Origin of the sequence: Rufibacter sp. XAAS-G3-1, assembly GCF_013623775.1 — a bacterium.
In the GTDB taxonomy this organism is placed as follows: domain Bacteria; phylum Bacteroidota; class Bacteroidia; order Cytophagales; family Hymenobacteraceae; genus Nibribacter.
Genome location: NZ_JABFAM010000012.1, coordinates 1 through 20092 on the forward strand (window position 1 = coordinate 1; position 20092 = coordinate 20092).

Annotated in this window: 14 protein-coding genes; 7 read left to right on the forward strand and 7 right to left on the reverse strand. The window is 48.5% G+C overall.

From position 1 onward, the window contains the following. Nucleotides 1-287: 287 nt before the first annotated feature. On the reverse strand, nt 288-1640 hold the full coding sequence (gene purB / locus HHO50_RS14405) for an adenylosuccinate lyase (RefSeq protein WP_181306772.1): 1353 nt from the start codon (nt 1638-1640) through the stop codon (nt 288-290). 223 nt (nt 1641-1863) lie between these two features. On the opposite strand from purB, the gene HHO50_RS14410 reads away from it, so the two are divergent. After that, nucleotides 1864-3870: a biosynthetic peptidoglycan transglycosylase gene (locus HHO50_RS14410; protein WP_181306773.1), complete on the forward strand. Its 2007-nt coding sequence runs from the start codon at nt 1864-1866 to the stop codon at nt 3868-3870. A gap of 222 nt (nt 3871-4092) precedes the next feature. On the opposite strand, the gene HHO50_RS14415 is transcribed toward HHO50_RS14410, so the two are convergent. The 3 genes from HHO50_RS14415 to hemG form a co-directional block, all read right to left on the reverse strand. Continuing rightward, a complete protein-coding gene (locus HHO50_RS14415) occupies nt 4093-5055 on the reverse strand; it encodes a TerC family protein (RefSeq protein ID WP_181306774.1) in 963 nt (320 codons plus the stop codon). A gap of 191 nt (nt 5056-5246) precedes the next feature. Continuing rightward, the gene (locus HHO50_RS14420; RefSeq protein WP_181306775.1) at nt 5247-5978 is read right to left on the reverse strand and encodes a polyprenol monophosphomannose synthase; all 732 of its coding nucleotides are present in this window, start codon (nt 5976-5978) and stop codon (nt 5247-5249) included. A 24-nt stretch (nt 5979-6002) separates the two neighbouring features. Then, nucleotides 6003-7343 (reverse strand): protoporphyrinogen oxidase, encoded by a 1341-nt coding sequence (gene hemG, locus HHO50_RS14425; protein ID WP_181306776.1) that lies wholly within the window; start codon nt 7341-7343, stop codon nt 6003-6005. 132 nt (nt 7344-7475) lie between these two features. Here hemG and HHO50_RS14430 point away from each other — a divergent pair, with 132 nt between their 5' ends. Then, nucleotides 7476-8018, forward strand: coding sequence for an HAD-IIIA family hydrolase (locus HHO50_RS14430; protein WP_181306777.1), 543 nt, complete (start codon nt 7476-7478; stop codon nt 8016-8018). 301 nt (nt 8019-8319) lie between these two features. Here HHO50_RS14430 and HHO50_RS14435 read toward each other — a convergent pair whose 3' ends face one another. Both HHO50_RS14435 and HHO50_RS14440 read right to left on the reverse strand, forming a co-directional pair. Further along, nucleotides 8320-8484 (reverse strand): hypothetical protein, encoded by a 165-nt coding sequence (locus tag HHO50_RS14435; RefSeq protein ID WP_181306778.1) that lies wholly within the window; start codon nt 8482-8484, stop codon nt 8320-8322. A gap of 85 nt (nt 8485-8569) precedes the next feature. Then, nucleotides 8570-9970, reverse strand: a complete 1401-nt coding sequence (locus tag HHO50_RS14440; protein ID WP_181306779.1) for an arginine decarboxylase — start codon at nt 9968-9970, stop codon at nt 8570-8572. A gap of 85 nt (nt 9971-10055) precedes the next feature. Between HHO50_RS14440 and HHO50_RS14445 the strand changes: the two genes are divergently transcribed. The 4 genes from HHO50_RS14445 (at nt 10056) to HHO50_RS14460 (ending at nt 14865) form a co-directional block, all read left to right on the forward strand. Next, on the forward strand, nt 10056-11039 hold the full coding sequence (locus HHO50_RS14445) for an arginase (protein WP_181306780.1): 984 nt from the start codon (nt 10056-10058) through the stop codon (nt 11037-11039). A 6-nt stretch (nt 11040-11045) separates the two neighbouring features. Then, on the forward strand, nt 11046-12842 hold the full coding sequence (gene argS, locus HHO50_RS14450) for an arginine--tRNA ligase (RefSeq protein WP_181306781.1): 1797 nt from the start codon (nt 11046-11048) through the stop codon (nt 12840-12842). 486 nt (nt 12843-13328) lie between these two features. Continuing rightward, nucleotides 13329-13916, forward strand: a complete 588-nt coding sequence (locus tag HHO50_RS14455) for a glutathione peroxidase (RefSeq protein ID WP_181306782.1) — start codon at nt 13329-13331, stop codon at nt 13914-13916. Nucleotides 13917-13926: 10 nt separating this feature from the next. Beyond that, a complete protein-coding gene (locus HHO50_RS14460; RefSeq protein WP_181306783.1) occupies nt 13927-14865 on the forward strand; it encodes a 1,4-dihydroxy-2-naphthoate polyprenyltransferase in 939 nt (312 codons plus the stop codon). 359 nt (nt 14866-15224) lie between these two features. Here the strand turns inward: HHO50_RS14460 and HHO50_RS14465 are convergent, their stop codons facing one another. Beyond that, nucleotides 15225-16727: a DEAD/DEAH box helicase gene (locus tag HHO50_RS14465; RefSeq protein WP_255478752.1), complete on the reverse strand. Its 1503-nt coding sequence runs from the start codon at nt 16725-16727 to the stop codon at nt 15225-15227. Between the two features lie 852 nt (nt 16728-17579). On the opposite strand from HHO50_RS14465, the gene HHO50_RS14470 reads away from it, so the two are divergent. Continuing rightward, complete coding sequence (locus HHO50_RS14470; RefSeq protein ID WP_181306784.1) at nt 17580-20036, forward strand: T9SS type A sorting domain-containing protein; 2457 nt, start codon at nt 17580-17582, stop codon at nt 20034-20036. Nucleotides 20037-20092: the final 56 nt, after the last annotated feature.

A 20092-nucleotide genomic window follows, 5' to 3' on the forward strand; every position in this document is an offset into this window, starting at 1 on the left:
ACTGCGGTCACACGCGGGAGAGTAGGTAGCCGCCAACCCCCAGCAAGCCGGCCCCGCCCCTGACAAGGAGGCGGGGCCGGCCCCTTTACGCCCACCCCGAAGCGCGCGCTATGCCCGGAAGCGCCCACCCCGCTGGCTGTGGGCCTGCCGCTGTGGAAACGGGCCGGAAGCGGGAGGTTTGCCTGTGCACTGCCGCAGATATCCGCTCGCTCCGCCGCTTTCCGCCTTTTTTCATGAAAATAGCCTGAAAGCTCTAAACAGCTTCTATGAATTGTTTGAATGCTCGTTTAAAACAGTTGAATACCAGTAAAGGTAAATGGCGTGATTTCTTTTAACTCCGTTTTCAACTCGTCTTTGATAGCAAGAGTATCAATGAAATTCTTGATGGAGGATTCCGTTATTTTCTCGTTAGTTCTGGTCAATTCTTTCAAGGCTTCGTAAGGAGCCGGATATCCTTCTCTTCGCAACACCGTCTGGATGGCTTCCGCTACTACTGCCCAGTTGTCTTCTAAATCTTGATTTAAGGCCTCTCTATTCAGTTGAAGCTTACCTATTCCCTTGTGCAGAGACTTGAGAGCAAGCAATGAGTGTGACATAGGAACGCCTATGTTTCTAAGAACAGTTGAATCTGTTAAATCTCTTTGGAGCCTTGAAACAGGAAGTTTCTCAGAGAGGTACGCTAAGATAGCATTGGCCATTCCTAAGTTACCCTCGGCGTTCTCGAAATCTATTGGGTTTACTTTGTGCGGCATGGCAGAAGATCCAATCTCTCCTTCCTTGATTTTCTGCTTAAAATATCCCATTGAAATGTATTGCCACATATCTCGGGCAAAATCAATCAAAATAGTATTGATCCTTTTAATGTTGTCAAAGAGAGCGGCCATGTGGTCATAGTGCTCAATTTGTGTGGTTACCTGGCTTCTCTGTAGTGTCAGTTTCTCTTTTAAGAAGGTATTCCCGAAACTTACCCAGTCAATTTCTGGATAAGCCACAAAATGGGCATTGAAATTACCGGTAGCTCCCCCAAACTTTCCAGCAAACGGGACTTGATCTAATAAAAGAAGTTGTTGTTCTACGCGTTCTACAAAAACCTGAATCTCTTTTCCAAGTTTAGTGGGTGAGGCAGGCTGGCCATGGGTATGGGCCAGCATGGGTACCTCTTTCCATTCTACCGCCAGTGCGGCTAACGTATCCCGTAACTGGAAGAGATAAGGGAAGTATTCGGCTTGAATGGCTCTTTGCAGAGACATGGGAATAGCGGTGTTGTTTATATCCTGCGACGTAAGGCCGAAATGCACGAATTCTTTTTTTTCTCCAATTCCTAGCTTCTCCAGCTTATCCTTCAAGAAATACTCTACTGCTTTTACGTCATGGTTCGTGATTTTCTCTGTCTCTTTAATGGTTTGAGCATCTTCTAAAGAAAAATCTTCATAGATACTCCGCATAGCAGAGAAGAGAGTGGCATCTATGCCTTGTAACTGAGGAAGGGGAAGTTCACAGAGCGAAATAAAGTATTCTACCTCTACCAACACACGATAACGGATGAGCGCGAACTCAGAGAAAAAGTCTGCAAGTGGTGCTACCTGCCCGCGGTACCTACCGTCAATGGGAGAAATAGCAGTAAGGGCATTTAAAGTCATAGGGAAAGATTTTACTCAAAGATATAAAGGAAGATCAGAACGTCTAGCAACCAGAACTTATACGGTAGGTTTTCTTGTTTCTTTTACTAAACCTTGTGTATACGCCCGCGTATTTAACCACTTGCTTAACATCTCATTTTATTGTGTCAGGGAATGCATTACTTTTGCAAGTTGGAGTAAAATTTGCGTGGCACTCCATTGTTAACTAACCAAAGAAAGCACCTTGTCTAAGTTCACAGATTTTATTGTCAGGAATAAGAAGAAGTTCCTGATTGGATTAGGGGTGTTCGCCTCATTACTAATTATTGGCTTTGTCGCTTTCCTGTTTAACCGGGAAAGAATTCTGCAGTTTGCCGTAGCCAAAGTCATCCAAAAGGTGGAGAATAAATATCCAGCTAAATTACAGATTGGCAAGGCTAGCTTTTTGGATCTGAATACCGTCTTAGTTACTGATATAGCGCTACTGCCTATTGGCCAACCAAAACTGATGCAGATTGACACGGTAGAGGCCACAGTCAGCTTCAGGTCGCTCTTTCTGGGGAGAATGGTCTTCAAACAGTTTGATGTGGCAAATGGAGATATAACTGCCTTTAGACAAGACAGCACAGACAACTTTTCTTTTCTGTATAGAAAGAAAGATACGGGTGAACCTGTAGACTCAGCGGGTAAAAACTCAAACTATGGTACGTTGTTGAACCGGCTGATAGAGACTGCGTTTGAAAATGTCCCCGATGGCGTAAACTTCAGAAATCTGGGGGTGTTGTTTAAGAATGATGGTCATACCATTAGCATGAAGTTGCCTACCCTGCTAATGGAAGACGGGAAGATTGATGCCCGCATGACCATCACCACCGAGGCCGTTACCAATACCATGTTTGTGAATGGGGTCATAGATCCTGCCAAATACCTGCTTGCCGCTAAGTTCTACGGTGATAATCAGTCTGGGAGTATTGAAGTGCCTTATATTGAGCAGAAGTTTGGGGCTACCATGCGGTTTGATACGCTCAGGCTAAGCATTACAGACAAAGAATTCAAGAACAATCAATTAACGATCAGAGGCGAATCTAGTGCTCATGGATTGGTGCTGAACCACCCCAAGATTGCAGATGAGAATGTAACGGTGCAGAACGGCGCCATGAAGTATGTTTTGACCTTAGGCGAGCACTATTATGCGTTGGAGCCTGAATCTGAAGTGCGCATTAACAAAGCCGTTTTCTACCCGCAGGTAACGTATGAAACTGTTCCTAAGCGTAAGATCGGGATCAAGGTAGATTCACCAGAGATTCAGGCCAATGACTTATTCAATTCATTGCCCCCCGGGTTATTTGATACGTTTCAGGGGCTAAAAGCAACCGGCACCTTTAAGTACAAGCTGAACTTTTACGTAGATATGGCGCAGGTAGACAGTCTGAAGTTCGATTCTGATTTAGATGCCCAGAACTTCCAAATCACAGATTTCGGGGAGAATGACCTCCGGAAACTGAAACAGGAATTCACCCATACCGTGTATGAGAAGGATAAAGTAGTAAGAACGTTCAAGGTGGGGCCCTCCAATCCTGACTTCACACCTTACAACCAAATTCCAGACTATCTCAAGTATGCCATCTTAACTGCCGAAGATCCTCGTTTCCTAACCCACAAAGGCTTCCACGAGGGGGCTTTCCGGCATTCCCTCATCACCAACATCAAAGAAAACTCGTTTGTGCGGGGCGGAAGTACGGTTTCCATGCAATTGGTGAAAAACGCCTTCTTAACCAGAAAGAAGACCATCACCAGAAAAGTAGAGGAGGCGCTTATTGTCTGGATCATAGAGAACCTGCGGCTTACCTCTAAGGAGCGGATGTTTGAGGTGTACCTGAACATCATAGAATGGGGGCCCAATGTCTACGGCGTAAAAGAAGCTGCCCGTTTCTACTTCTCTAAAGAACCAAGCCAGCTTACCTTTGAGGAATGCCTATTCCTGGCCAGTATTGTCCCTAAACCAAAGCAGTACAGAACCTATTTTGATGTTTACGGAGGCTTACGGGCTTACCCAAGGTATTTCTTTAAATTGATCAGTGGCAATATGCTGAAAAAGGGCTGGATCTCCCCGTCAGAGCATGCCGGCGTTTCTCCGTATGTGAACCTCAGTGGCAGAGCAGGTAATTTTATTATTCCTAAGCCAGATACCACGCAAATGCAGATGATGGATACCCTAGAACTGGCCCCTATAGATCTGCTGGATTTCTAAGATCAGGAAGAGGCCATAAAAAAGGCAGTGTTTCTCAGAAACACTGCCTTTTTTATAACCTAAAATTTGAAGCTTCCTTAGTATGTGTTTTTGGGCCGTTTTAAAGAAATCAGCCTAAAAACGTTATAGCCTTGTCTGTCTATGTTCTTATCTCTTATAAATTCTGTTTTCAAGCTGTTTTACCCAAAACAGCTTGAAAACAGAACCAAAGCCATCCTTATCTTACGCGAGAGGGCCTTCTTCCGGGTCTTGGATAGGAACTATAGGGTTCTCTTTCTTCGGGAAGATCAGGGAAAGGATAACCGAGGTGGCGAGAATGAATGCCACCACGCCAAGGGCGATGCGCATGTCTAGATGGAAGACATCTGAGAGCACCAGCTTGGCCCCAATGAACACCAGAATAAGTGACAAACCGTAGTGCAGGTAATGGAACAACTGCATAATACCAGCCAGGGCAAAGTACAGAGCCCGTAAACCCAACAAGGCAAATACATTGGATGTGTACACAATGAACGGGTCTTTGGAGATAGCCAGTATGGCCGGGATTGAATCTGCCGCAAATACGATATCAGTGGTTTCTACCATGATCAGCACCAGAAACAGCGGCGTGGCAAAGCGGGTTTTATCAATCTTCACAAAGAACTTGTCGCCGTGTAGCTTTTTGGTCACCGGTATGTACCGACCCACAAATTTTACCACAGGGTTGGCTTCAGGGTCTATTTCCTCATCGCCTTTAGAGAAAGCCATTCTAATGCCGGTAAAGACAAGGAAACCGCCTAGAATGTAAATGATGAAATGGAACTTGGCAATGAGCGCCACGCCCACCACAATAAAGATGGCCCTAAAGAACAAGGCACCCAACACCCCCCAGAACAGAATCTTGTGCTGCACTGCCGCAGGAACTTGGAAGAAGTTGAAAATCAGGATGAAGACAAACAGGTTGTCTACACTCAGTGACTTTTCAATGAGGTAAGCAGTCAAAAACTCAAGCGCGGGGTCGCTGCCTTTCCAGAAATAGATGCCCACGTTGAACGCCAAGGCAAGCATAATCCAGAAGGCACTCAACAGCAGGGCTTCCTTTATTTTCACCACGTGGCTTTTGCGGTGGAACACAAATAGGTCTAGCGCCAGCAGAAGCAGGACAAACGCGTTAAACCCAACCCAGAATAAGAGATCTGTTTTCACTGTCTTTAAGAAGGTTTATGATGCAAATAGTACACTTTGAGAGACAGTCAATTCGCCCAGATGGGGAACCCTAGCTCAAAATAGAAAATGAAAGATACGCCTAAACAACCGCAAAACCATAAGTAGAGGAGAAGGCCGCTTCCGTTATTAGGGTGTTTTTCAGAAAAAAGCCCCTGAAAGGGAGGCAGGTTCTAGCGCACGAACTGCCGGAAATAACTGCTCACTTTCATCTGAATCACGCCTAGAAAAGCTTCTCTGATAATGCCTTTGCTCATTTTAGATTGGCCTTTGGTGCGGTCTGTGAAGATGATGGGCACCTCTTTCAGCTTAAAACCGAATTTATAGGCCAGAAACTTCATCTCAATCTGGAAGGCGTACCCGATAAACCGAATCTTGTCCAGATCAATGGTTTCCAGCACCTGCCGGTGGTAGCATTTGAAACCGGCGGTAGCGTCATGGATGGGCATACCGGTGATCAGGCGCACGTAGCGGCTGGCAAAGTAGGAGAGGAGCACCCGGCTCATGGGCCAGTTGACTACGTTCACCCCGCTGCTGTACCGGCTGCCAATGGATAAGTCATAGCCTTCTACCGCGCAGGCGTTGTAAAGGTGCATCAAGTCGTTCGGGTTGTGCGAGAAATCGGCGTCCATCTCAAAGATGAAGGTGTAGCCGTTCCGGAGCGCGTATTTGAAACCGTGGATGTACGCCGTACCCAAACCGAGTTTGCCTTTGCGCTGCTCTAAATGAAGCCGATCTGGGAATTCCTGCTGTAAGCTGATGACCGCCTGGGCGGTGCCGTCCGGGGAGTTGTCATCCACAATCAGCAGATCAAAGGGGTGGGGCAGTGAAAGAACCTTGCGGATAATGGCTTCTATGTTTTCGATTTCATTGTAGGTCGGGATGACCACCACAGACTCTTTCATCCCCCAAATATAACCTATAAGGGTTTACAGGAGGGAAGGGCGCAATGAAAATATTTTTTGCGCCAGCTGTTTCGCGTAGGAGATGCAATCTGGGATAGCGGGGCCTGCTACCCAATTGGTACAGGCATACAGCTGGTCTTCCGCCAGCAAATCCAGGAGTTGGTGCACATCGGTGATGAAAATATCTGCCTGTGGAAGAGCCTTGGGCCATTGGTGGCAATGCTGGAAAACCGGCAGATTGGCGGCAATGGCGTAGTTGTGGGTAAGTTCTTCGTGTACCCGCACCAGAATCTCATCTTGGGGCAACTGGGCGTGTTCGGCCGCCTGACTGCCGCCCACAAAAGACGTAAACAGAACTTCGTCATCTGGGCAGATGCGGGGGAACAGCGAACTGCTCCAGACGGTGCCTGAACTGAACGGCTGTTCGCGCTGCGGGTGCAAGGCGCCAATGCCATCTAAGGGAAACCCTACGGCGTGTTTTCGGTACGCCGTATGCACCACCGTCATGGGCGCGTAAGAGACGTTGTGCAGGGCCGCAGCCAAGCCCGGGGTGCAGTAGTCCAGCAACCCAGCGGCGGCGTGCGCGGGCAAGGCAATCACAACCGCATCAAACTCCTCGTCGGCGAGGCCTTCCACGTCATGCTGAATGCTGAGCATGTACTTGCCCTTCACCTTATGAATCATCTCCACCTTGTGGTCTACGTGCAGTGCCACCAGCTTAGACGCAATGGCCTCGGGCAGCGTCTCTAGTCCGTTCAACAGCGAGAAGGTTTGTTTTTTGGGCCAATCTAACTGTAGATCCATCCCTTTCAAGACCGAGCCGTGCGTGGTTTCCATTTCCTTTATGGCCGGAAAGGTTTTCTCCAGCAAGAGGTGATCTGGATCGCCGCCGTAAATACCGGCCACCACGGGTTTGACCAGATAGTCTACAACTTCCTGCCCAAACCGGCGGTGGAAAAACTGACTGATGGTTTCTTCGGGCACTTCCTGCGGCGGCAGGGTAGATTCCTGCGTGATTTTAAGTTTGGTGCGCCAGTGGAAGAAGGAATCCAACAGCAAACGCCGCGGTGACGACGGTATACAGTAATACTCGCCGTCTTTCCTGATGTAGTAATCCTGGCTTTTGGTGGCCGGACGAATCACTTCCTCTTCCAGCTTCAGCTCCTGCAGCAACTCTTCCAGTTCTTCATTCAGTTGCAGCGAATGTGGCCCCAGTTCCAGTTGATAGGCGCCTTGCTGTACACTTTTGATGACCCCACCTGCCTGAGGCTCGCTTTCAAAAAGGTCATAGCGTACCCCTAACTTCTGAAGATAGTAAGCCAATGCCAATCCTGAAATACCTGCTCCTATGATGGCGACACGCATGCGGGGGAAGAAATGTGTTGCCCTAACGTACGCAAGAGCGGCCCAGAGCGTTTAAACTCTGTTTTAGAGAAAACAGGGCCAAAACAGAATTGTTTGCTGAAAGCCATTTGGGTTCTCCTTATTTTTGGCTTTATGGAAGAGCAGAAACAGCACGCAAAGAGAAAAGCGGTTTTCCTGGATCGGGACGGCGTCCTGAATGTGGAGCGGGGCGACTATACCTGGCGCCCCGCAGAGTTTGAGGTGTGCGCCGGGGTGCCGCAGGCCCTGGAAATCCTCAAGCAAAACGGCTATCTGTTGATTGTGGTCACCAACCAGGCGGGTATTACCAAAGGATTGTACACCAAACAAGACGTACTGGCCTGCCATGAGAAACTGCAAGCCGCCTGCGGTTACGTGCTGGATGCCCTGTATATGGCACCGGGCCACCCCTCGGTTTCTGAGTCGCTTGCCAGAAAACCAGACAGCCTCATGCTGGAACGGGCGCTGGCCAGATTTAACGTAGATCCGGCGTTGTGTTGGCTCGTAGGCGATCAGCCCCGCGACATACAGGCCGCCGCCAAATGCGGCATTGCGGGAATTCTAGTGGGGCCGCACGCCACGGGAACGCACGTTCACCAGAAGCCAGATTTGTTAGAAGCCGCCCAGTGGATTGTAGCCCAAGCACCTACCCCTTAGCAGATAAGCCTATTTTGAATTGGACAATTCATACTGCCTGTCTTTTTAAAAAGGAGGCAGGCAGCGTTCTGGTTTCCTCTTTATTTCTCAAAACCAGGCCAGAAACTTGATATGCTTATAAAACAGCCCCGGTCCGCTTAAGCATTTCAGGGATGTTTTCCTGAAAAGAGGCTGAAAACAGGTCACCCTCGTGCCCAAGCGTGTGGGTGAGAATGGGTTCGCTTTGGATGTTGCGTAAAAAGGAAAGCCCCGGAAGTTATCTTCCGGGGCTTCAATAAGATCATATAAAATCAGAAGAACGTTAGCGGCTCGTTCTGTTGGTTGCAGGAGCTTTCGCCATCGCCTTGGCCATCGCTTTTGACTCCACCGAGCGGTCAGATTTTTGGGAATAGGCCGGGCAAGTAGCCGATTTGCAAGAGGCAAAGCCCAACAGACAGATGGAAGCTAGTAGGAAAATGTTCTTCATATAATTATTAATACAACATATAAGATATCTTACTTCAAATCTACAGCTTTTGTTTAGGATTATTATTCTTTTGGTGAAATATTTCTTAATCCTTATATCCTAGAATCTGAAGCATGGAATCTACGTTTTGCTCAGGGGCAAAAACCCATGATTTCAGGGTGCCGTCTGCCTCTCGGTCAATGATCACGTGCTGCGGCGACGGAATAAGACAGTGCTTGACACCCCCGTAACCACTGAGGCTTTCCTGGTACGCGCCCGTGTGGAAGAACCCGATGTACTGCGGCTCGGGCTGGTCTTTTTTTACCTTGGGCAAAAACACCTGGAACGAGTGCATCTCAGAGTTATAGTAGTCCTGGCTGTCACAGGTGAGGCCACCAATGTTCAGGCGCTGGTACTCTTTGTCCCAGTTGTTGAGGGCCATGAGAATATAACGCTGGTTCAGCGCCCAGGTGTCTGGCAGGTTGGTGATGAACGAACCGTCAATCATGTACCACAGTTCTTTGTCGTTCTGCAGTTTGGTGTCCAGAATAGAATACACGTGCGCGCCGCTTTCGCCCACGGTGTAAATCCCGAACTCGGTGAAGATGTTGGGCTCCGGCACGCCTTCCTCTCTACAGATCCGTTGAATGGTGCGCAGAATCTCCTCAATCATGTACCGGTAGTTGTAATCGAACTGAATAGAGGTTTTGATGGGGAAACCGCCGCCAATATCAATGGTGTCCAAATCTGGGCACAGCTTTTTCATCTCGCAGTATTTGTGCACAAAGCGGCTCAGCTCAGACCAGTAGTACGACGTGTCTTTGATGCCCGTGTTGATGAAGTAGTGGAGCATCTTGAGTTTGAACTTGGGGTTGTCCTTGATCTTGCTCTCGTACAAACCCACCACATCGTTGTAATTGATGCCCAGCCGCGAGGTGTAGAACTGGAACTTCGGCTCCTCGTCAGAGGCCAGCCTGATGCCTATCTGGCAGGTGTCTTCAATATAGCCTTGGTAGTAGTCAATCTCGTGCAAGTCATCCAGAATGGGGGTAATGTTCTTGAACCCGTCATTGATCATGCTGGTGATGTGGTTGCGGTACAGTTCGCGTTTAAAGCCGTTGCACACCACAAAAATGTTCTTGTCTACTTTGCCTTTCTCATAGAGCGCCTTGATAATAGGCATGTCAAACGAAGACGAAGTCTCAATATGAATATCGTTCTTGAGGGCTTCTTCCAAAACAAAAGAGAAGTGGCTGGACTTAGTACAGTAGCAATACGTGTACGTTCCCTTGTAATCCAGCTTTTGCATAGACTCCTTGAAGAGGATTTTCGCTTTCTGAATCTGGGAAGATATCTTGGGTAGGTAGGTGAGGCGCAGCGGCGTACCGTATTGCTTCACCAGTTCCATCATGGGAATACCGTTGAAATAGAGTTCATTATTGTGTACGGTGAATTCCTCCGTGGGGAAGTCAAAGGTTTGGTGAATGAGATCGGTGTATTTATCCATTAGATTGTTAACGCTTCAGAGAAGCTCATGACGTGCGAAATTGTTAGTAATTTACCATCTTTGCAAAAACTAGGTTCTCTTTCAAATGAAAAAAATCAGACTGATTGAAGTGAAATCTGAGTTGGGGGCGGGCAAAAGAGGCGCTAGCCTGGGGGTAGATGCCCTCAAAATCGCCTGTCTGAACAAAGGGTCAGACTATTTCAAAAGATTTACCTCGGTAGAGGTGCCTAACTTCAATGATGTCATGTTTGAAAAGAACCTTTTTCCGCATGCCAAATATATTGACAGCATTCTGCAGACCTATAAACGTATAAGTCATACGGTAGAACAGACATTAGAACTGGGAATGTTCCCGTTGGTCTTGGCCGGTGACCACTCCAACGCGGGCGGCACCATTGCCGGCATCAAAGCCACCTACCCAGACAAAACCCTGGGCGTGATTTGGGTAGACGCGCACGCCGATATCCATTCGCCCTACACCACGCCCTCCGGCAACATGCACGGCATGCCCTTGGCCGTTTCTTTGGGCGAGGACAACAAAGACTGCCAGGTCAACGAACCCACGCCCGAAACGGTTTTCTTCTGGGAATCGCTTAAAAGAGTAGGCACGGGAGAGCCGAAGATCAAGCATGAGCACATTGTCTACATTGTGACCCGCAGCTATGAGAAGCCCGAGGTCTATCTGTTTGACAAGCACAACATCAAGAACTTCACCTATCCCGAGGTCATCGCCAAAGGCATCCAGCAAGTGGCCGAAGAAGCCCTGCACCGCCTCAAAGACTGCGACATTATTTACGTGTCTTTTGACGTAGACAGCCTGGATTCCAAGTTCTCCAAAGGCACCGGCACGCCGGTGGAAGTGGGGCTGAACGTAGAACAGGCCAAGGAACTCTGCCAGCATCTGGTGAATCACCCCAAAGTGGTTTGCTTTGAGATGGTGGAGATCAACCCTACGCTGGACGCGGAAAACACCATGGCCCAGAATGCCTTTGAGATATTAGAGAACACCACCCAGACCATTGAAACCCGGCTGAACCAGGAAGCCCGTTCCGCAGCGGCTACCGCTTAATAGACTATGAAACAATTAGAAACTCAGATTGCGCAGGCCATCAGTACCGCGCTGCTAGACACATTCCAACATACCCTTCCCGCTGACCAAATCAACCTGCAACCTACCCGCAAGGAGTTTGCCGGTACCTTCACCTTCGTGACCTTTCCGTTGACCAAAGCGCTGGGCAAAGGCCCCGAGCAGATTGGGCAGGCCTTGGGCGAGGCGTTGGCGCAACAGGCGCCAGAGGTAGCCGGTTTCAACGTGGTCAAAGGATTTCTGAACATCGAAATCAAAGACACAGTCTGGTTGCAGCAGTTCGCGGATCAGGTGTCGGGTTTAGGGGCTGATTTGTCCAAAACAGGCCCAAAACAGAAAGTGGTGGTGGAGTATTCTTCGCCCAACACCAACAAGCCGCTGCACCTGGGCCACTTAAGAAATAACTTCCTGGGCTACTCCGTGGCCGAGATTCTGAAAGCCGCCGGACATGACGTAGTAAAAGCCAATCTGGTCAACGACCGCGGCATTCATATCTGCAAGTCTATGATTGCCTATGAGAAATTCGGGCAGGGTGAAACCCCGCAGAGTGCCGGTATCAAAGGCGACCACCTGGTGGGCAAGTACTACGTGGCCTTTGACAAGGCCTACAAACAGGAAATTGACCAGTTGGTAGCGCAGGGCATGGACAAAGAACAGGCCAAAAAGCAGGCGCCGCTCATGCTGGAAACCCAGGAAATGCTGCAGAAATGGGAGCAGCACGACCCCGAAACCATCGCCCTCTGGGAGAAGATGAACGGCTGGGTGTACGAAGGCTTCCATGAAACCTATAGAAACATCGGCGTTGATTTCGATAAGTTCTACTACGAATCCGGTACCTATTTACTAGGCAAAGACCGCGTAGAGGAAGGCCTGGAAAGAGGCGTGTTTTTCAGAAAAGAGGACGGATCTGTGTGGATTGACCTCACCGAGGAAGGCCTGGACGAGAAATTGGTGCTCCGCGCCGATGGAACCTCGGTGTACATCACCCAAGACCTCGGCACCGCCGAACTGAAGTACCAGGATTTCCACTATGACCAGAGCGTGTACGTGGTGGCCGATGAGCAGAACTACCATTTCCAGGTACTCAAAGCCATTCTGAAGAAACTGGGCAAACCCTACGCCAACGGCATTTACCACCTTTCTTACGGCATGGTAGACCTGCCCAGCGGCAAAATGAAATCCCGCGAGGGCACCGTGGTAGACGCCGATGAACTGGTGCAGGAGATGATTGACACCGCCCGCCAGAAAACCGATGAACTAGGCAAAATTGAAGGCTTCACGCCGGAGGAGGCGCAAACCTTGTACCACACCCTGGCCATGGGTGCGCTCAAGTACTTCCTGCTCAAGGTAGACCCCAAGAAACGGATGCTCTTCAACCCCGAGGAGTCCATCGAATTTCATGGCAATACTGGTCCATTTATCCAGTACACGCATGCCCGCATTGCTGCCATTCAACGTAAAGCGGCTGACTTGAGTATTGCCTCAGATGCTGCGGCATTTGAAGGAGTGACTAATCTGCATGAAACCGAACGCGAGGTGCTGGTGCTGTTGAATTACGCTGATACCACCATTGCCGATGCGGCGAAGAACTATGCTCCTTCCATCATAGCGCAGTATGCTTTTGATATGGCTAAAGCCTACAACCGTTTCTACACCGAGGTGCCTATTTTTCAGGAGCCCAATGCAAAGAAACTAAGTTTCCGGATTGCCTTGTCTGCCCAGGTGGCGAAGACCATTAAGCACAGCATGAGTTTGTTAGGTATTGCCGTACCAGAAAGAATGTAAACTTGTCTGGCAGACGTTTATGGCCTACTTTTAGAAAACCACGCTGAAAACGGGAAAATGTTGAAAGGCAAGAATTAAGTAATTGGGTGGAAATGACTGTATCTTCTTCTCTTTTTTGTCTTCCTGAAAGGATCTTGGGCCCAACCGGAAAGGCGGTGAATAAATATGCCGTTGCCGTTCGCGGCCAAGATCCTTGCAGGAGGACAAACTTGATAGTTTAAACTGCTGTCCTGCTACTTAGTTGATTCAGTAATCATTTAAAAGTAATGCCCACACCCGCGGGACGCGAGCGAGGGTTCTCTTTGCTAGGGCTACCGTTACTTTTATGCTCTTGTGTAAAGAAGGCCGGGGAAAAAGGGCGATAGGCGTTTTAGAGCCACTTTTGTGAAAATAGCCCTAAAACAAGCAATTCTCCTTCGTAATAGACCGCTCGTCACAGAACATATTTTAAAAAGCGCGGTTAAAGAAATAATAATGATGACTAGTATGCTACAAGTTTTAACCATGTTCTCTCTGTCCTTGCTGGTTGCCTGCTCCACGCCGCCTACCACTTCGCAAGAGACCCCAACTTCCTCTACCATGAACACAGCAACTACCGCTTCCTCGCTCTATGATATTCCGTTGAAGACCATTGACGGGAAAGATGCCAACCTGCAGCAATACAAAGGCAAGAAAATGCTGATTGTGAACGTAGCCTCTGAGTGCGGTTTCACGCCGCAGTACGCCGACCTGGAGAAACTGCACAGACTGCACGGCGACAAAGTAGTGGTGCTGGGCTTTCCGGCCAACGATTTCGGGGGGCAGGAAAAGGGCAGCAACGAAGAGATTGCGCAGTTCTGCCAGAAGAACTTTGGGGTGACGTTCCCGCTGTTCCAGAAAGGCTCTGTGATTGGCGCCGAGCAGCAGCCCATGTACAAATGGCTGACCAGCAAAGAGGCCAACGGCAGCAACACCAACGCCCCGTCCTGGAATTTCTGCAAGTACCTCATCAGTGAAGACGGCAAACTACTTAAATTCTACCCTTCCAAAGTGTCTCCTTTAAGCGAGGAGTTGCTGCGTGACATCAACAGCTAAGCGTTTTTAAGTGGATTTAGGAAAAACGCGACCAAAACGGCCGTCGGCGGGCACGTGGGTGTCTGCTTTCAGGTTGAGGACGCTGCCGCTGGCCTTGTCTTGCATTGGAATGGGCGGTTTTCTGGCCGCGGCCGACCATCTTTCCCGCTGGCCGGTCTTGCTGCTGTGCGTCCTGACCACGCTGTTCCTCCAGATTCTCTCCAACCTGGCCAATGACTACGGCGACACCAAACACGGGGCCGACAGCCAGCACCGCGAAGGCCCGCAGCGGGCCGTCCAGGCCGGGCAGATCTCCCCGGGGCAGATGCGGACGGCCATCCTTGTGTTCAGTCTGTTTTCGCTGGTTTCAGGGATAGGGCTGCTGTGGGTGGCGCTGGGTGCTTCGGGACTTTACTTGTTCCTGTTTTTTCTGCTTCTGGGGATTGGGGCTATCTGGGCGGCCATTAGCTACACCAACGGCGGGAAACCGTACGGCTACGCCGGATTAGGCGACATCTCGGTGTTCTTTTTCTTTGGCTGGGTAGGGGTCTTAGGCACGTATTTCCTGCAAACCGAACGGATTTTCTCAGAATTATTACTCCCCGCTTCCAGCCTCGGTTTCTTTTCGGCGGCGGTCTTGAACGTGAACAACATCCGGGACATTAAGTCAGATGAGTTGGCGGGCAAGCGGTCGGTGCCGGTGCGGTTGGGGGCGTTACGGGCGCGGCGGTATCATTGGGTGCTGTTGCTGGCGGGCATGGTGTGTACCGCTCTTTTTGTGGTGGTGCGCGAGAATGCCACCCTCTGGCCCTGGCTTTTCTTGGGTTCAATGCCTTTACTCCTTTACAACGGCCGCGAAGTGAAACGCAGGCAAACCCCCGCTGAGCTAGATCCGCTTTTAAAGCAACTGTCCCTCTCCACCTTGTGCTTCGTGCTGTTGCTGGGAATAGGCTTGCTGCTGGATAGGTAAGGGATAAACGAAAAGAGGTTCTTTTCTACAAAACAGCCTCTTTTTGTTAAAATAGCTAGAAAACAGAACCCTCGCTCATGTCCCGCGAGTGTGGGCTACCTGCGGCCTCAGTCTGTTTCAAGCCCGTTTTCCGTAAAATAGCCCTAAACGCGAAAACCTGTGAGGTCTTAGAGACCTCACAGGTTTAGAAACAACTGGCGCGAGACTGCTGCCTCATGACTTGGGATGAGGCGAGTCTGCAGAATTGTGCCATTCTTCTGGAGAATGGGTGAGGGGACGCGAGCAAGGGAAATCAATCCATGAAAAGGGGCTGTTTTGCAGAAAACAGCCCCTTTTCATGGATAAGTGAATCAAATGCGTTATTCTCCCGAAGAAGGTGGGGCCGTAGTGGCTGCGGTCTGTCCGCCTTCGGCAAGCTTTTGGGATACTGGCTTCCGGCGTTTTTTCTTCCGCTTTATTTCTTCGCCTTCGCCTCTTGGGGCTTGGGGTTGTCCTTCTGCTCTGGGAGGCCGTGGGGCAGTGCCTTCGGCTGGGGCCGCAGATCCGGCGGGGCGTTCGGTGCGGGGTTTGGCTTCCCTTCTTCGGTTATTGTCTCTAGGGCCGCTGCCTTCCCGGCGTCTTCCTTCGGGGCGGTTGCCGTCTGGTCTTCCGCCTCTGCCGGCGGGAGCACCCGGTCTTCCGCCGCGACTGTTTCTTTTGCTGTTACCCACCGGGTCAAAGGCCGGGCCTTCACCCACGCCTTCGGGCAGGGGCAATTTGGGGAGCTCGCGCTCAATCAGTTTCTCAATCTTCACCAAACGCTCCTGGTCTTGCTCGCTCACGAAGGTGATGGCCACGCCAGAAGTCTCGGCGCGGGCGGTACGGCCAATGCGGTGCACGTAGTCTTCGGCATCCTGGGGCACGTCAAAGTTTACCACGTGGCTAATGCCTTCCACGTCAATTCCGCGGGACATTACATCGGTTGCCACCAATACCTGCAGTTGCTTGTTCCGGAACCGCTGGAGGGTGGCTTCGCGCTCATCCTGGGTACGGTCAGAGCTGATGCCTTCGGCCTCAAAGCCCATCTTCTGCAGGGAGCGCACAATGTCATTCACCGCGTTTTTACGGGAGGTGAACAAAATCATGGTCTGCACCTGAGCGTCTTTGAGAATATGCTGCAGTACCCGCAGTTTCTGGTTGTCATACACCAGGTAAATGCGTTGGTCAATGTTAGCCGCCGGTTTAGAGATGGAAAGGCTGATTTCTTCGGGTTCCTGCAGAATCTGCTTCGCGAAGGTTCTGATCTTAGGCGGCATGGTGGCCGAGAACATAAGGGTCTGGCGTTCTTTGGGTAACTGGGAGATAATCTTCATCAGGTCATCCATGAAGCCCATGTCCAGCATCTTGTCTGCTTCGTCCAGGATCAGGTACTTGAGCTGGTCCAGCCTCACGTAGCCCATCTGCATGTGCGCGATCAAGCGACCGGGGGTGGCGACAATGATATCGGCCCCGCTGGTGAGGGCCTTCTTCTGCTGATCCCAGTTCTGGGCGTTGTTGCCGCCGTAAATGGCAATGGAAGTGGCCCCGGTAAAGTAGCTGAGTCCTTCTACCTGGTCGTCAATCTGTTTGGCCAGTTCGCGGGTGGGTACCAGCACCAGGGTACTGGTGAAATCAAATTTAGCCTCCGTGATCTTGCTTAGAATAGGGACCAGAAATGCCGCCGTTTTACCGGTACCCGTCTGGGCGCAGGCGATCAAATCTTTTGATTCTAATATGTGCGGAATGGCCTGCGCCTGAATGGGGGTAGCCTGTTTATAACCCATGGACCGAATACCTTCCAGTAGGTCGGGCTGTAGGCTGAAATCATCAAATGTAACACTCATTGTTCTGTTTCTTCTTGTAAGCCGCTGTGAATTTTAGCTGGCTTTTGTATAAAGGTTTGTAAAGATAACCTTTTCTGCGTATTGGTCTTTGCTTGTTTGGAAACTAAGGGAGTGAAGAGGCTAGTTAGATGGGAAAAGGTAGCGGCTATGCTCTCTTGAAACCCACAAAAGCCTTTTCGCTCCTTGCTTTAGCTTTGTGCAGTGAGAAATTTTATCTTAAAGATGAGATATATGGGTATGTGCAGGCACCAAGTTGCATGAAAACAAACGAGAGCCCCCCTAATCATTGTTCTTCCTAAATGAAAGTAGCTTAGAATGGCCTTGATGGTATTAATCTTATAAAAATTTGTTTTGTAAAACATTGATAGTGTGAGGTTTATTGAGGGTGATTTACATATAGGCTTAATTGGATATAAAGGTTGCATTTTTTACAGGTTATTTCTCTGAAGTTTTTACCCATGTATTAGATATGCAATATATTCATAATTCTATATCATACAGATTCGCTCTAAAACCTCTATTTTTTATTTATTTTCCTGTTTTAAGTAGAATTAATAAAAGAAATTGTCTTACCTTAGTATTGAAAATACAATTTCTCTGTAACTAAAACCTTTTCCTCTCGTTAAGCAGTATACGAATACTCAATAGAAGATATTCAAGAGTGTGAATCTTTAACGGAAACCAAACATATGATTAAATCTATACTTACTCCGCATTAGTCTTTTCAAGAAGCAAACCATTATAAGTTCGTTTATAATGGTGGTCTCTATTGCCTTCTCCCACTCCCTGCACACCAGGGTGATTGAATACCTACGTCCTTTTTACAATCCAATCCAGAATTAATTTTTTATCATGAAAAGAAATCTACTTTCATGGGCTAGTACCCTTATGCTTCTCCTTTTGGGGCTAACGCAGGTGGCCCAAGCTCAAGGGAATGCCCAAGAGTATCAAACCTCAAACAAAATTAGAATCAAATACTCTGGTCCGTTGAATGCTTCTGGATTCGGAAACAAAACGAGGAATGATGCCTACGTTAGGCTGAAGTTTAATTTAACTTCCGTTTCAAGCAACACTGATAATATAGAGAATATTTATATCCAATTACCAGATAGTGGTAGTATTATTACCCCAAGTGGTTCTTATATCTCACCTAATGGCAAAGGTGGCAAAGGCAAAAAAGATGAGATAGTTCCGAAAAAATATAGAATTACTACAACCAACAAGCTAAGTGGGATATTGCCTCCTGTCACCAAGGCAATCCATGCAGTTAAATTTGAAGCAGTAGGCGGGAAGAAGTCAAAAAGTACTAAAAAAGTATATACCGAGGAAATTGAAATTGTTCTTAGCAGAGATGAATTCGAAACTATGGAGAAGATTCATGTTGCTGTTCAAACGACTGATAATGGTATTGGTTTTCGGGATTTTATAGCAGATCCTACTCAAAATTCAGATAAACCAAATACAGCATCAAGTAAAACTATTTCGCCTCTTGCTTCATCAACGAATCAATCTATCACACCTCTTGCTACATGTGCTATCTCTATACCTAATATTGAGGAACGTGGCAGTCTTTGTCCTGGAGAAGAAGTTGAGTTTGCTCTTCCTTATAAATTAGGAATCTCATATACTAATATTGAATGGCAAGTACCCACAGTTGGGCCAGATGGCTTAGGTTCTAATTGGGAGATCGTTTCAGGACAAGGTACAAATGTGATAAAGGTAAAAGTAGGAGATGTGTCTGGTACTATATACGCAATGGTGGATGCAAAAAACAATATTCAAGGTTCAGGTAGCTGTTCAAAAACTATTGTAAAAAGTAGAGCTACTTACATAGGTGATGAAATTCCAGTGACTATTAGCACGCAAAATGGGACCATTCCCGGTAAAGAGGAGTTTAAGGCTGGTGATGTAGTAATTTTTACTGCGAATACTCATCCTAACCGAGATGGAAAAGAGTATGCGTACGATTGGTTAGTTCCTTTTGGCTGGAGAGTAGTAGACGGGTATGGAACAGATCGTTTAATAGTAGAAGCTGGAGCAGAGGCAGGGGTAGTAGAGTTACAAGTAAGTACTATTTCTGATAATAATGTAGTGTATTGCGGGCTTGGTTATGCTAAACTTGAAATGATATTGGAAGATGGTGAACCATGTACTAAGCCGAGTTTAGTAGTAAATAATCCAAAGTTAATTTGTGCGTCTGGTGATAAAATCTACACGTTTGCTGTAAATAACGTAGATAGAAGAGGTGAAGTACAGTATGAATTCTTCCTTCCAGATGCATTTGTGAAGGTTGCAGAAGGCTATGGTTTTGTTAGCGTTAAGGTCAAAGAGGGTGAAGCTGCACCTGCAGTAGGAGATTCTCTGTATGTAACTGTAGTTGCCGTTAAAAAGAACAACTGTGGTGCTGCGGTAGTTTGCTTAGGAATGAAAGTGGTAGATTGCCCAACAGGAGATTGTACACCACCAGTAGTTCCATTGGCAGTCGCAGATTCTAGTATATGTAACCTTGCGGACAAAGGAACTACTATTAGAGTTACTAATCCACTGCCAGGTATAACCTACGAATTTGTATTGCCAGATGGCTTTGCAGCCATTGATCAAGGTGATGATTATATAACTGTAGTGTCGTTTTTTGAAACTGAAGATGAACTCGCTGGACCTCACTATATCACTGTAATTGCCACAAATGAGTGTGCTAGCATAATGAATGAGGAAGTGCTTGTGACAGTAACTGATTGCGATGGTGAGGCACTCCCAGTAACCCTAACCAGCTTTGACGGTGCCTCGCGCAGCGGCTCAGTAGAACTGGCCTGGAGCACGGCCTCTGAGATTAACAACGACCGCTTTGAGATTGAGCGTAGCGCAGACGGTAAGAGCTTCAAGAAAGTGGGTGAAGTGAAAGGAAACGGAAACTCCTCTGTTATGCTAGACTACACCTACACAGACCGTAGCGCCGCCTCCGGAACCGTGTACTACCGCTTGAAACAAGTTGACTTTGACAGCAAGTTTGAGTACTCCAAAGTGATTGCGGTAAGCCACAGTGCTACGGCCAGCAGTGCCAGCATGAGCGTGTATCCTAACCCGGTAGAGGATGGCAAAGTGAGCCTCCGCTTCCAGGAGCAAGTGGAAGGAAAAGCCACCATCCGCCTGACGGACATGAGCGGAAGAGTACTCCACACCCAGGAAGCAGGCAACGTAGGCGCAGAACATGAACTGAACCTAACAGGATTGAATTTGAAAGCCGGCATCTACATGATCTCCGTAACGGCCAACGGCCAAAGCACCACGCAACGGATCATGGTTCGGTAAGAAGAACTGGATTGATAGGATGCTAAGCAGGCAGCGATCTTTGGTCGCTGCCTGCT